Here is a 13,031-nt window from a genome sequence, read left to right as displayed (position 1 = left end):
GAGGATAAACTACTATGAAACCAAACATCGAGGAATTACGCAAAAAATATATGGATAATCCCCCAGAAGGTATGACTTCCAAGGACATTCGCCGTATGAGCGAGGAAGAACTTCTGGATATGGATTATTTCTTAAATGAAGACGACTTGTTTGCTGACGAAGCTGGTGTGGAAGACTTTTATATCTTCTAAACCTGCATCGTCTATTTCCCATGCCCGCCTTTGTGCGGGCTATTTTCATTCAAGCGTTTAACAAAAGTCGAACTTTCCTATAAAGTAAAAAAAATAGAAACACTGTATTTTACTACAATTGTTTCTATCTCTTCATAACACTATATTTTACTTTACAAAATATGCAGCAATTGCCATATCATATTCCGGAAGACCGTTTCCACTCCAGAGAAGTGGACTTTTTAACTCCTTCGAAGCAATCTCCGTAATGTCAAAGCCAAATGCAGAAAAAGAATATCTCTTTTTTTCAGGATAAATGCAAGGTCTTCCGTCTTTTCTTGCACAATTTTTACATATCTCACATCTTCCTGCTGCAACCGTTAAAGAATTTTTTTCTATTTCTTCCATAAACAGAAGTGTTTCTAAAATTGTTCTCCGAACTTTATTATAAGTAAGATCCCGATACCTGTCTTCACTTCCAATTGATTTTTTTCGTGTTTCTTCATCATAAATCACTTTAACTCCGATTAAACACACGGAAGAAAATTCGCCCAAATACTCCTTTGCATTCGGAACTCCGGGTGGACAAGACCACAACGTACCATAATATGGACATGTTTTACAAGCTTCACACCATATATCCGGTTTCCAATAGTTTTCAAATAATTGATGAACTGATATTTTTTTTACAACGGTCTCCGTCTGGTACATTGCAGCCAGCTCCTCCCTAAATTAATCTCAAAATATTTTTTTAACTTTGTGACTGCCAGTCTGCCGGATATACAAAATAAGCATATCTTGCAGTGCTAGGTGTCTGGAAATGGATATGACTATTCTTTGGAATATAAATAATATCACCTTTATGTCCTGTCACAACTCTTCCATCAATTTCAATCTCTAATTCACCATCAATGACATAATCATATTCATCATAAGTTAATGTCCATTCAAAACTTGTATGGTCAAGCTCCATAATACCTGCACCCATTCTAGGTGCTTCTTCTAATGTTACAATATCTTTTAAATAAACACCTTCCGTATCTCCAAATGGTTCACATTTTACAGTGTCTGTTTTTATCATTAAAATTCCACTTGGATCTTTTTCTTTACGAAAGCCTTCTGTATAATCTACCTTATGGAGAGATTCACGAACTATCTTTTCTACAATCTCTCGAATCATTTCTTCACTAATATTCATTCTCGTACCCCTTTTTCAAAATTTTATTTATCAGATTTCGCAGATTCGATCTTAGAAAGAAGCATTGGTGACAATACATTTGCTAAAATTAAAGCTGTAATACCTGCTACTAACTTTCCAACTACAACAGGGAAAATCATTTCTTTATTTACACCTGCTGTGAATCCAAGATGATCACCAAATACAAATGCTGCTGATACGGCAAAAGCAACGTTTAATAATTTTCCTTTTGCATTCATTTCGCCCATGATGTTAAACATAGCAATGTTGTTGGCAAGGTTCGCAACCATACCTGCTGAACCTTTCTCATCCATTCCAAATAAAGCACCTAATTTCTTTAATGGTTTTTCAAATGTATTCGTAATCCATTTTACCATTGGGAATGCACCGATTAATACGATTGCAATCTGACCACAAACTAAAAGACCTGATTCTAATGGAATAACTCCATCCGCGTCTGGTTCAACCATAATGTTGAAAAGTGGGAACTGAATTCCTGTCTGATATTCGAATACTGCAATTGCTGTAAAAATTGTAATTAATATTGTTACTGCATTACCGAAATGATTAAATCCATTAATCATTTTTGCCGGTGCAAACCACAATCCAATTACAATTAAACCTGCGATAATGATAACAGGAATTAAATTGATAAGAATTGTTCCAATACCGATTTTATATGGTGTCATATTCATTACAAGACCACCGGCAATACATCCTAAAGGAACTGTAATTAAACCAGCTAAGATACCGGCTCCAAGATATGGACGATCATCTTTTTTAATAATGGATAATGCAACTGGAATTGTGAATACAATAGTAGGTCCCATCATAGTTCCTAATATTAATCCTGCAAAGTTACCAATTGATTCATTTTCTGCTAACTGCATTGCAAGTGGATAACCACCCATATCACAAGCAAGTAATGTTGTTGCAAACATGGATGAATCTGCACCTACTAAATTATATAGTGGAACAATAATTGGTTTTAACAAAATAGCTAACACTGGTGCTGCAGCTACAACACCCGCCATAGCAATTGCTAAAGGTCCCATTGCATTAAATCCTTCATCAAACTGCTCTCCATACCCTAATTTGTTACCTCTAATTTTATCAATTGCACCAATTATCATAAAAATCATCATTATAAAGATAATAACTGAGTTAACTGATAAGCCAGAAATCCACTCACTTAAGCTATCCGTAAATACACTTACGTTTGTTATATTGTCAATTAATTCTTGCCACATAACCTCTTCCTCCTATTTTTCGATATCGTAAATCTTTGATGGTCAATCTGAAAGAAATTCCCGATCAATCTCTTGGTCATCAACAATACCCACAACCGCTGCATCTACGGGAACATCCTGACTTCCAACAGCTCCTCTCGCAGAACTTCCATTTACAATCAGAACTTTTTCGCCAACACCAGCCCCAATCATATCAACTGCCACAATTGGGAGCTTATCATTTGAGCCATCTAACATGTTCACTGGCTGCACAATAAGAAGTTTATAGCCTGCCAGCTTTTCTTCCTTTCGTGTCGCCCATATATTTCCTATTACTTTTGCCACTTTCATACTTGCACCGGCTTCCTTTCCTAAGACAGAAGTCTTGTAATATTTATATTTTTTTCATGAGCATATTCTTTTGCAAGTTCCGAAAGGATTGCATGCTTTTGAATCTCTACTTCATTCGCTCCGTTTTGATAGGCATCTATCATATCTTTTTCTGTTATAATTTTTTTAGAAAAACAAAATGTCTCTTTTGTACAAGTATTTTGAACAAACTGACATTCACTCTGACTGCCTTCTTTTTCATTTTCCTGTTGTTCCTCTTTACGTTCTGCTTTTTCACAACAAGTATCAGCCTGACATAGTCTCTTTTCTAAATCTTTCTGTCCACAGAAAATAACACCACAAGCTCTTAACAAATTAATTTTCTCATACATCATCTGATAATAGGCCTTTGGAGCCGTATTTTCATATTGATATAATTCAACTTCTTCGTTAGGAACATATATTTTTTTACCCAAAAGAATTGCTTCGATTGCCAGCTTGGCATATGGTGTATCACCAATTCCAGCTGTTATTTTTCCTAACATTTCATTTGTCAGCTGGTATAAAAGAACAACATCATATTGTTCCATTTGAACCTGATATTCTTTTAACAATGCACAGTCTTCCATATATCCGCAAGAACAACTATTGCAGTCCAAAAATGAATGACAATCCGTTCCATGTTCTTGAGAAATTATTAAAAGCTTTTTCTTATCGGTCATTTCTTCTAAGTATAATTTTTGTTTCACGCGGGCGGTAACTGCTTCCACCAATGAATCTATATCCATTGTCTTCCCCCCTTTACTCAAATTTACAGTTCATAGCAATTCCGGCCGGAGTAACTAAAAATGGATTGGAAGGCTTTATTGTGCGAACTCCTGTTTCTTTTTCTATAATTCCTTCAATTCCGGTCAAACAGCAAGTTCCTCCACAAAGATAGATTGTATCAATTGATTTGTCTTTTATATAACGCTTAATAATTGCTGCCATTTTTTCTATCACCGCTTTTACAACCGGAAAAATCTCCTTATGCCTTTTATAGTCCTGTTTTAGCACTTCTGCTTCATCAAAACTAATGTGATAGTTTCCAGCTAATACAAGCGATAAATGAGTGCCACCGGTTGGTTCATCTTCAATTTGAACAACTTCTCCATGCTTTAAAATTGCAAGACCGGTTGTTCCACCACCAATATCCACTACAACTCCATCTTCAATCTGATAAATAGAATTGGCAGCTGATGGCTCATCTAAAATATTAGTTACTTCAAATCCTACACCTTCGGCAATATACTGATGTGTTTTCACACTGCTTTCTGTTCCAGCAGGCATCGCAATTGCACAATAAAGTAACTCTTTTCCAATTCGGGCTTCCAACTTTTCTTTTAATTCCCTTACAATCTGAAGTGCTCCGCTGTAATCAACAACAACCCCATCACGAAGGACACGCGCTGCACGTTTCTCACAGGCAATTGGATTATCTTCTTCATCTAAAACAACCAAAACAATATAAGCGGTTCCCAAATCCAATCCAACTTTCAGCTTTTCTCCAACTGGCTTAAATGTTTTCGTTTCTGATTCAACTACTTTTGCTATATAAGAATCGATACGCTCCAAATCCATCATATGAATAAACTCCTTTGCACCTTCTTGCCTTATTTTATAATCTTGCCTAATGTAAATCCGCTGACACCTGCTGCATTTGCTTCATCAAAATCAATATGCATACGGAAACGGAATTTATCACTTACTCTTAAAATAACATCTTTATAAATAACAGGTCGTTCTGTAAATAATTCTACACTTACTCTTTCTTTATCCTGATATCCCAGCTCTTTTGCTACCTTTTCCGGTACATGAACATGCTTATGAGCGATGATTACTCCTTCGTCTAACTGAAGAGTTCCAACCGGTCCTACAATTGTAATTGGTGCAGATCCTTTTATATCTCCAGACTCTCTTACCGGAGCATTAATACCAAGCATAACACAATCACTCTTCGAAAGTTCAATCTGTGTGTCTTTTCTCAATGGTCCAAGCACTGCAACATTTTTTTTCTCGCCTTTTGGTCCGATTAAAGTAACCCGCTCTTCTGATAAATACTGACCTATCTGGGATAATTCACGCTTTGGAGTAAGTGTCTTACCTTGTCCAAATAAGACTTCAAAATCCTGTTCACTAAGATGAACATGTCTTGCCGATACTTCTACCTGAACAAGCCCTGCATTTTTTACAGCTTCTGTGACTGCTAAAACAAGTTGTTCCATTTGTATCCTCCTACTCCTTGTATTGTCCTGCAAGATACATACACATCATAATATGCACTGCACTGGACAAACGGTTTAATTCTTCAATAATATCGCCTCTTACATATTTCGTTCCTTCTCGAAAAGCTTCTGCTGCTGCAACTTCTGTTTCCCGAATCGCTGTCCGTAACTGATTCATGAGTGCATAAGCTTTTCCCATTGTATAATCTGGAAGCACCATTTGCTTTATCTTGAAAAAACGCATTGGATCATGCGATCTTGCTCTTAGTTCGTCATGTGTCAGACCTAAAATCATATCATTTTTAAACTCTTCATCTAATACATCACAACGCATTAACTCTCTTGTAATTCCGAGCAGTTCTCCAAAATCACGAATCAATTTTTCATTTCCGGGAGTTTCTGCAAGAATCGCCTGATCTAATACAATTAATGCCTGCAGACTATCCAGTTTTCCACGAAATAGTATACGAGGATGATTTTTAACAACCAATACATTTCCAAAGAGCTGTGTCATATGCTCCGGTTTCTCCGGATAATAAGCACCGGTTTCATAATCCGTATATTTATAAGCCACAGCATTTGAAGCTTTGGCAGCTTCTTCTTTCTCAGAAGAAACTGCCTTATCTTCGGATGGATTGGAAGACGGTTTCTCACCTTTAGCGATTTTAATTTTTCTTTGTTGAAGATATTCTCTTGCCGCAGGAGATATCAAAGTTCCCTCAGGAACATAATAAACCTCTGGCGTTTCTGCTCTTAGTTCATCTCTAAGAATTGCTTCTGTAATCACCTTCAACAAAACCACCTCCCTGATTTATCATATACGATATACTATTCTGCTACTTTTGGAAGAATGGTTTCTACTTCTTCGTGTGGTCTTGGAATTACGTGGATAGAAACTAATTCTCCAACACGTTCTGCAGAAGCTGCACCTGCATCAGTTGCTGCCTTAACTGCTCCAACATCTCCACGAACCATAACCGTTACTAAACCGCCACCAACATGTTCTTTTCCAATTAATGTTACGTTAGCTGCCTTTACCATTGCATCTGCTGCCTCAATTGCTGCAACAAGTCCTTTTGTTTCAATCATTCCTAATGCCTGCATATTTGCCATAATAATTTCCTCCTTATATTTCACATTCACTTAATCTGATTATTTTTTTATTTTTTATGGATGAAAAAGTATCATCCCATTTAGATTGCCTGTAATTTTTTAATAATTGTTTCAACAATCTTATCAATTGGTACATCGGTAGGAATTTTGTCCATTTCAGAATCTACTTTTTTAACAGAAGCCTTAATATCTTCTATTTCACGAATTCCAATTGCTACCTTACGAATATTTAACAAGTTCATTGGACCAACATTTTCAGAAGTTGCACTTCCTCCAATTGCACCACATCCCAATGTAAGTGCCGGCATCATACCAGTTGTAGCTCCAATTCCTCCTAATGCACTTGGAGAATTAACAATAATTCTGGAAGCCGGAATTCGTTTTGCAAAATAAGATACCATTTCTTCATTTTTTGTATGAATACTAAATGTATGTCCTGCACCTTCATAATGTAAAATACTCTGGCATAATTCACAAATTTCTTTATAGCTGTCTGCTGTATAGAAAGCAAGAATCGGTGCCAGTTTTTCATTTGAATATGGATGACCTCTTCCAATACCATCTTCTTTTGCCACGATTACTCTTGCACTTTCCGGTATTGTAAGACCGGCTAATTCAGCGATTGTCTGTACACTCTTTCCAACAATCATAGGATTCATTGTTCCATTTGCACGAAGAATGAATTTACTTAATTTTTCTCTCTCTTCATTGCTTAAGAAATAGGCACCCTGACGTTCCATTTCTTTTTGGACAGCTTCTGCCATATCAGTATCGCAAACGACAGACTGCTCAGAAGCACATATCGTTCCATTGTCAAATGTTTTTGAATCCATGATTCGTTTTACTGCAACTTCAATATCAGCTGTTTTTTCGATGTATGCAGGTCCATTACCCGGTCCAACACCAATTGCCGGTGTTCCAGAAGAATATGCTGCACGAACCATTGCAGAACCTCCGGTTGCTAAAATCATTGCAATATCCGGATGGCGCATTAGGTTATCAGTTGCCTGAAGTGTTGGTATCGTAATACAAGATACTAAATTTTCATCTCCACCAGCTTCTGCAATCGCTTGTCTGATTACCTTTATTGTCTCTAAAATACAATGAAGAGCGTTTGGATGTGGGGAAAATACAATTGCATTTCCTGCTTTAATTGCAATTTCCGCCTTATAAAGAGCTGTAGAAGTAGGGTTTGTAGAAGGAATTAATCCTGCTATTACACCTACCGGAATTGCAATCGAACGAACTTTTAATTTTTCGTCATATCCAATTTCCCCAATTGTTTTCATATCCTTTATATGTTCATAAACACCTTCACTTGCAAAAATGTTTTTAATTACCTTATCATCTACAACACCAAAGCCCGTTTCTTCATTTGCAAGTTTTGCAAGGCGTTTTGCATTGCGTACACCCGCTCTTGCAATCGAAGCAACAATTTCATCTACTTCTGCCTGGCTTTTGTTGCTCAATTCCTGTTGTGCCGTTTTTGCTTTTTCTACTAATTCTCTTACTTCCTGAACGGACAAAAGGTCTTTATCGTATAATTGCATTGCCTATCACTCCTGTTCCAAAAATTCGCTAATTGACCTTACTAAGTCTTCTTTAGTTGCAAATCGAATTTGTTTTCTCGTCATATTTGTTATCTCTAATTGCCGAGCCAGACTACGAAGATTTGCTACGGTCATGTTCTGTAACGATTCTTTTGTAATTACTTCTTTCTTTTGTTTTATTTCTGTTAAAGCTTTTGGCTGAGTTTCTTCCTTTGTAGGTTCTTCTATTTCTTCGTTTATCTGTTCTAAGACTTTATCTTCTGTTATTTCTTCTTTATCTTCTGTTATTGTTTCTTCTTGTTCTTCAATCTCAACCTGTAAGTTTTCTTTTGTTTCTTTTCTCGCTACCATATGTCCGACATCTTCCGAAGGTCTTGGAATTACATGAACGGAAATGACACGACCTACTCTCGCAGCGGAAGCTTCTGCTGCGTCAATCGCTGCTTTTGTTGCACCAACATCACCAGCTATCATGACAGTCACCAAACCTCCACCTACACGAGTTACATCGACAAGTTCTACATTTGCCGCCTTTAATGCACTATCAAGTGCTTCTACTGCGGCAAGCTTTCCGTAGACCTCTATCATACCCAAAGCTTTCATCGTAATACCTCCTCGGCTGCTTTATTATAAGATTGGATTTTCTGCAACAAACTCTACCGCTGTTGCAAATGCTTCACAGGCAGATTTACAAGCAGACTGGCTTCCTGTTAATAAAGCACCGCCGAAGTTTGTTTCTGATGGTGGAGCATATAATACGCAAAGACTTACATCTGCCGCTTTCATAGCTGCATCTATACCGTACATTGCTTCCAATGGAGGAGCGATTAAATATGCCAATGCCTCTCCTTCTTTGATTCCTGCACCTTCTGATAAGTAAGAGCCTGTTCTGGAAATACAGTGTGCATAATAACAAATACTGTCATCTTCATTCGCAGATACAAAATGAGCTACATTTTCGATTGTATCTACACAAGCTTCTAATCCGCTTTTTACCTCAGCAGGATTTGGTCCTGCAAGAATACCAATAATTTCTCCTGCCAGCTTTGTATTCGCATTTGCAGCGCCGCCATAAAAACTTTTTGCATATACAACCTGGACATCTGCTTTCTTTGTTGCTTCATCTAATGCAGTATAAGTAACATCATCACAATCTGCTGTAATCAAAGCGATAGACTTTTGATCTTTATTAAGTCCAAGCTCTTTTGCCAATTCCGGATTTACATTTGGAATAATCTTGGTAGCAAGGACTGTCGCTTTCAATGGATCTCTTTTCATCTTACAATTCCTCCCTTACTCTTAGAGTTTTAAATCAGTACCACTGGCTTTTTTCTCTAACATAATTTTTATAATTTCAGCAATATGTGCTCCGGCTTCTGCTGGAATTGTTCCTGCTTTATGGATATTGGATACAACAGTTCTTCTTGCCTCTGGCATTCCGACCGTTGCCTTATACGCGATATAAGCAGACATTGATTCAGCAGTAATAAGTCCCGGACGTTCTCCAATTAATACACAGGTTACATCTGCTCCTGTAATCTCGGAAACTTCATCCATAACACCAACTCGACCATATTTTACAAAGAATGGTGTTCCTACATCAATTCCGTAGCTTTTTAATCCTTGCATAATACCAGGAAGTACGTCTGCTACATTAGCAGCTACTGCAGCTGAACTTAATCCATCTGATACATAAATTTGTACTTTTGGATTCTTTTTACATTTTTCTGCTACTGTTTTTCTTCCTTCTTCATTTAATTTTCTTCCCAAGTCTGGTCTTGTAAGATAAGTATCTTTACTGTCACATTGTGTAGAAACTGTGAAAAGTCCCATTTTATCAATAAATTCCTGATCAACATCAGAGAAAACTGCATCTTGGGCAGCAGAATGAGCAGCACGGAACTCAAGAGATGGTAACGTTTTATAACGTGCACCTGCTTTTCCAATTCCAAGACGGCAAGGTGCATATGCTTTCAAATCTGCATATGCTTCTTTGTTCATAGGGGCTTCTACTAAATATTGTTCCTTAATATCAATTTCTGTAATATCAGGGATACATCCCTCTTCAATACCAGTTGTAGGTTCTTCATTTGTTGTTGCCATTTGTTTTGCAATTGTATCTGTATCTACTTTTTCAGATAAATTCATTTCACATAATACTTGCTCAATAATTGATTTTAATTCATTTTCTTGTACCATACCTACACCTCCTCTCTACTTACTCAAAAATACGGAAGCATCTCCAGCTAATGGTGTTAATTTACCATCTTTAGAGAATCCCATTTTTTCTAACCACATGTCAAATTCTTTAATAGGACGAAGTCCAAGGATTTCACGAAGTGCTGCTGCCTCATGATAACCTGTACACTGATACATAAGCATACAGTCATCCCCTTCAGGAACACCCATTATATAGTTACAGCCTGCGGATGCAAGAAGCATTGCAAGATTTTCAATATCATTTTGATCGGTCTTCATATGGTTTGTATAACAAGCATCACATCCCATTGGTATACCAGTTAATTTACCCATAAAATGATCTTCAAGACCTGCACGGATAACCTGTTTTGAATCATATAAATATTCAGGTCCAATAAATCCTACTACCGTATTTACTAAGAAAGGACTATAATGTTTTGCAAATCCATAACAACGTGCTTCCATTGTTACCTGATCCCATCCATGATGTGCGTCAGAAGATAACTCAGAACCTTGTCCTGTTTCAAAATACATTACGTTTGGCCCTGTACTTGTTCCACGTTTTAACATCATGTCATGACCTTCCTGTAACATAGTTGCTGTCAGACCGAATGCTTCATTTCCTTTTTGCGATCCGGCAATTGACTGGAACATCAAATCAATTGGTGCATTCATTTTTTCGATTGCTTCCATTTGTGTTGTTACATGAGCAAGAACACAGATTTGTGTAGGAACTTCCCATTTATTTTTAAATTCATCAAAGCTCTTTAAAATTCTTGCTACGCTTTCTACAGAATCATCAACTGGGTTTAATCCTAATACAGCATCTCCACATCCAAGACTGAAACCTTCCATTACAGAAGCCATGATACCTTTTGGATCATCGGTTGTATGGTTTGGCTGGAGTCTTGATGAAAAGGTTCCAGGAAGACCAATTGTTGTGTTACAATGTGCAGTAACGCGAATCTTCTTTGCCGCATAAATTAAGTCTAAATTACTCATTAATTTACAAACTGCAGCAACAATTTCACTTGTAATACCTCTGGAAGCCCTGGAAATCATAGCTCCTGTTGTTGTTTCGGACAAAATCCATTCACGGAATTCAGCAACTGTCATGTTTTTAAATTCATTGTAAATAGATTCATTTACGTTGTCCTGAATAATTCTTGTTACTTCATCTTCCTCGTAAGGAACTGCTGGATTATTTCTTAAATCCGCCAATGTGATATGGGAAAGCACAACCTTTGCTGCTACTCTTTCCTCTGCAGATTCAGCTGCAATACCAGCTAATTTGTCACCCGATTTTTCTTCATTTGCCTTTGCCATTACTTCTCTTAGTGACTTAAACTCATAAGTATGGCCAAAAAGTTTTGTTTTAAGAATCAATCGTATTCACCCCTTTTGATTTTTTATGAATTAAATATTAATGTTTTTGTTACCACTGGAACTACTCTTCCATTTGCCACTGGTTCGCCAATGTCGATGTAATCGCCACCCTGTGAATGGATGCCATCAATACATATTACATCTTTCCTCCTCTCTAATAAGACCTGAATGGCATTACCAAGAACTTTTCCTATGTCATTCTCAACTACGATTACCAGTGGATAGCTACTTTTTATTATTACATCTGCACCTTTTACTATGGCAGCTGCAAGCAATTGAATATCTGCAAAACTTGTATGATAGTCTCCCGAAAGAGAAATCGCTACCTGTTCTAACCTTCCATCTACCTCAAAAATCGGTATCTGTTCCTTAATCGAAGCGGTTAATTGCTCCAAATCCTGTTCTTCTTCCTTCGATATCCGAAGAATTGGGATATTTTTGATTGGAAGCTGATCCCTTGCATAGGTAATCGTGCTTCCGCTAACATTTGTTGTATGAGTCCCAGCTCCAACAACGGTTGCACGAATCGTTTCAACTGCCTCATACCATGGAATCTCTTGGAACTCTTTTTGTTCTGTTACCACCTGTCCCAGAAGGATTCCAATGTCACCATACCGGAAAACATCTTCCACCTCTTTATTGTAGACATAATCAGCAACGCCTCCAGAGAACGTAACAGCATCTATTGCAAGAGAATCGGGAATTGCTTTCCCATCATTCGTGTAAAGCTTAGAATGAAATTCATCTTTCTCTTTTAAATGAAGCGCCATGGCAAGCTGATCTGCCATAAGACGGCAAACCTCTTTTAACTTCTTTTGATCTGCCTGTTCTCCTACTTCCAAAAAGATTCCATGTTCTTTGGCCAGTTCTTTTATTTTAGGATATATGTAAATAATGGTTTTGTCTTTTATCTTAATTAAACGTCCTCCAATATCTAAACAGGAGACTCCTTTTAATTTTCCTTTTTGATAGCAGGCAATATTACTTGTTCCACCACCAATATCAATATTAGCAACAATATTTCGATTTTCCTCAGACATGCGGTCTGCTCCGGCACCTTTTGCAGAAAGAACGGATTCCAGATCCGGTCCGGCTGTCGCTACGACAAAATCTCCAGCCAAATCACTTAGGGAAGCAAGCACTTGATTTGCATTTTCTTTTCTTGCTGTTTCTCCTGTAATAATAACAGCTCCTGTTTTTAACTCCTCAGCATGGATGTCTGCTTTTTCATATTCTGTCCGGACAATCTGCTTGATTGCTTCTGCATCAATTTCTGTTGCTGAACGAAGAGGTGTAAAATAAATATTGCTTCTATAAATAACTTCTTTATTCACAATACTAATTCTTGGTACCGTATAACTGCTAGCCAGATTTTCAATCGTTAAACGGCTAAATATCAATTGCGTTGTAGATGTACCAATGTCAATTCCTACACTAAGAATTGTTTCTCTCATTTTTTCACCTCCCTAGTATAATAATGATGTAGTCAATTAAGACTACTTAATTAACAAGTTTCTATAAATCAGATAACAGAAGAAGGTGTTCTTCCTTCATCAGATGTTATCATAAATAATTATCATGTCTGACGGTTC

The 13,031-nt window shown here is 37.1% G+C and carries 16 protein-coding genes; 1 reads left to right on the top strand and 15 read right to left on the bottom strand.

Going from position 1 to position 13,031, the window contains the following annotated elements; translation table 11 throughout:
* Window positions 1–14 precede the first annotated feature (14 nt).
* Window positions 15–191, top strand: coding sequence for a hypothetical protein (locus FYJ58_RS14810; protein ID WP_205839277.1), 177 nt, complete (start codon window positions 15–17; stop codon window positions 189–191).
* A gap of 147 nt (window positions 192–338) precedes the next feature.
* Here FYJ58_RS14810 and FYJ58_RS14135 read toward each other — a convergent pair whose 3' ends face one another.
* The 15 genes from FYJ58_RS14135 to eutA form a co-directional block, all read right to left on the bottom strand.
* Entirely contained in the window at window positions 339–881 is a 543-nt protein-coding gene (locus FYJ58_RS14135; RefSeq protein ID WP_154520330.1) for a DUF2284 domain-containing protein, read from the bottom strand.
* 40 nt (window positions 882–921) lie between these two features.
* Window positions 922–1,368, bottom strand: a complete 447-nt coding sequence (locus tag FYJ58_RS14130) for a cupin domain-containing protein (protein ID WP_154520329.1) — start codon at window positions 1,366–1,368, stop codon at window positions 922–924.
* A gap of 23 nt (window positions 1,369–1,391) precedes the next feature.
* Window positions 1,392–2,618, bottom strand: coding sequence for an ethanolamine utilization protein EutH (locus FYJ58_RS14125; protein ID WP_154520328.1), 1,227 nt, complete (start codon window positions 2,616–2,618; stop codon window positions 1,392–1,394).
* 42 nt (window positions 2,619–2,660) lie between these two features.
* Entirely contained in the window at window positions 2,661–2,948 is a 288-nt protein-coding gene (locus tag FYJ58_RS14120) for a EutN/CcmL family microcompartment protein (RefSeq protein ID WP_154520327.1), read from the bottom strand.
* 20 nt (window positions 2,949–2,968) lie between these two features.
* A complete protein-coding gene (locus FYJ58_RS14115; RefSeq protein ID WP_154520326.1) occupies window positions 2,969–3,715 on the bottom strand; it encodes a hypothetical protein in 747 nt (248 codons plus the stop codon).
* Window positions 3,716–3,728: 13 nt separating this feature from the next.
* Complete coding sequence (gene eutJ, locus FYJ58_RS14110; RefSeq protein WP_154520325.1) at window positions 3,729–4,550, bottom strand: ethanolamine utilization protein EutJ; 822 nt, start codon at window positions 4,548–4,550, stop codon at window positions 3,729–3,731.
* Window positions 4,551–4,579: 29 nt separating this feature from the next.
* Window positions 4,580–5,191 carry a phosphate propanoyltransferase gene (pduL, locus tag FYJ58_RS14105; RefSeq protein WP_154520324.1) on the bottom strand — a complete coding sequence of 204 codons (612 nt, stop codon included), beginning with the start codon at window positions 5,189–5,191 and terminating at the stop codon, window positions 4,580–4,582.
* Window positions 5,192–5,201: 10 nt separating this feature from the next.
* A complete protein-coding gene (locus FYJ58_RS14100) occupies window positions 5,202–5,978 on the bottom strand; it encodes an ATP-binding protein (RefSeq protein WP_328597865.1) in 777 nt (258 codons plus the stop codon).
* A 41-nt stretch (window positions 5,979–6,019) separates the two neighbouring features.
* Window positions 6,020–6,304, bottom strand: coding sequence for an ethanolamine utilization microcompartment protein EutM (eutM, locus tag FYJ58_RS14095; RefSeq protein ID WP_154520322.1), 285 nt, complete (start codon window positions 6,302–6,304; stop codon window positions 6,020–6,022).
* A gap of 80 nt (window positions 6,305–6,384) precedes the next feature.
* Window positions 6,385–7,854: an acetaldehyde dehydrogenase (acetylating) gene (locus FYJ58_RS14090; RefSeq protein ID WP_154520321.1), complete on the bottom strand. Its 1,470-nt coding sequence runs from the start codon at window positions 7,852–7,854 to the stop codon at window positions 6,385–6,387.
* Between the two features lie 6 nt (window positions 7,855–7,860).
* A complete protein-coding gene (locus tag FYJ58_RS15215) occupies window positions 7,861–8,457 on the bottom strand; it encodes a BMC domain-containing protein (RefSeq protein ID WP_154520320.1) in 597 nt (198 codons plus the stop codon).
* Window positions 8,458–8,481: 24 nt separating this feature from the next.
* Window positions 8,482–9,132 (bottom strand): ethanolamine utilization microcompartment protein EutL, encoded by a 651-nt coding sequence (gene eutL, locus FYJ58_RS14080; protein ID WP_154520319.1) that lies wholly within the window; start codon window positions 9,130–9,132, stop codon window positions 8,482–8,484.
* A gap of 21 nt (window positions 9,133–9,153) precedes the next feature.
* Window positions 9,154–10,053 (bottom strand): ethanolamine ammonia-lyase subunit EutC, encoded by a 900-nt coding sequence (gene eutC / locus FYJ58_RS14075; RefSeq protein ID WP_154520318.1) that lies wholly within the window; start codon window positions 10,051–10,053, stop codon window positions 9,154–9,156.
* Between the two features lie 15 nt (window positions 10,054–10,068).
* Window positions 10,069–11,439: an ethanolamine ammonia-lyase subunit EutB gene (locus FYJ58_RS14070; protein WP_154520317.1), complete on the bottom strand. Its 1,371-nt coding sequence runs from the start codon at window positions 11,437–11,439 to the stop codon at window positions 10,069–10,071.
* Between the two features lie 23 nt (window positions 11,440–11,462).
* Complete coding sequence (gene eutA, locus FYJ58_RS14065; protein ID WP_154520316.1) at window positions 11,463–12,893, bottom strand: ethanolamine ammonia-lyase reactivating factor EutA; 1,431 nt, start codon at window positions 12,891–12,893, stop codon at window positions 11,463–11,465.
* Window positions 12,894–13,031: the final 138 nt, after the last annotated feature.

The sequence above is a fragment of the Velocimicrobium porci genome (assembly GCF_009696045.1).
In the GTDB taxonomy this organism is placed as follows: Bacteria; Bacillota; Clostridia; order Lachnospirales; family Lachnospiraceae; genus Velocimicrobium; species Velocimicrobium porci.
The sequence above is the reverse complement of the archived record's forward strand: the minus strand, read 5'-3'. Positions and strand labels throughout refer to the sequence as shown.

Coding starts and splice junctions, on each gene's coding strand:
- FYJ58_RS14810 (WP_205839277.1), top strand. CDS start 15: ATGAAACCAAACATCGAGGAATTACGCAAAAAATATATGGATAATCCC.
- FYJ58_RS14135 (WP_154520330.1), bottom strand. CDS start 881: ATGTACCAGACGGAGACCGTTGTAAAAAAAATATCAGTTCATCAATTA.
- FYJ58_RS14130 (WP_154520329.1), bottom strand. CDS start 1,368: ATGAATATTAGTGAAGAAATGATTCGAGAGATTGTAGAAAAGATAGTT.
- FYJ58_RS14125 (WP_154520328.1), bottom strand. CDS start 2,618: ATGTGGCAAGAATTAATTGACAATATAACAAACGTAAGTGTATTTACG.
- FYJ58_RS14120 (WP_154520327.1), bottom strand. CDS start 2,948: ATGAAAGTGGCAAAAGTAATAGGAAATATATGGGCGACACGAAAGGAA.
- FYJ58_RS14115 (WP_154520326.1), bottom strand. CDS start 3,715: ATGGATATAGATTCATTGGTGGAAGCAGTTACCGCCCGCGTGAAACAA.
- eutJ (WP_154520325.1), bottom strand. CDS start 4,550: ATGATGGATTTGGAGCGTATCGATTCTTATATAGCAAAAGTAGTTGAA.
- pduL (WP_154520324.1), bottom strand. CDS start 5,191: ATGGAACAACTTGTTTTAGCAGTCACAGAAGCTGTAAAAAATGCAGGG.
- eutM (WP_154520322.1), bottom strand. CDS start 6,304: ATGGCAAATATGCAGGCATTAGGAATGATTGAAACAAAAGGACTTGTT.
- FYJ58_RS14090 (WP_154520321.1), bottom strand. CDS start 7,854: ATGCAATTATACGATAAAGACCTTTTGTCCGTTCAGGAAGTAAGAGAA.
- FYJ58_RS15215 (WP_154520320.1), bottom strand. CDS start 8,457: ATGAAAGCTTTGGGTATGATAGAGGTCTACGGAAAGCTTGCCGCAGTA.
- eutL (WP_154520319.1), bottom strand. CDS start 9,132: ATGAAAAGAGATCCATTGAAAGCGACAGTCCTTGCTACCAAGATTATT.
- eutC (WP_154520318.1), bottom strand. CDS start 10,053: ATGGTACAAGAAAATGAATTAAAATCAATTATTGAGCAAGTATTATGT.
- eutA (WP_154520316.1), bottom strand. CDS start 12,893: ATGAGAGAAACAATTCTTAGTGTAGGAATTGACATTGGTACATCTACA.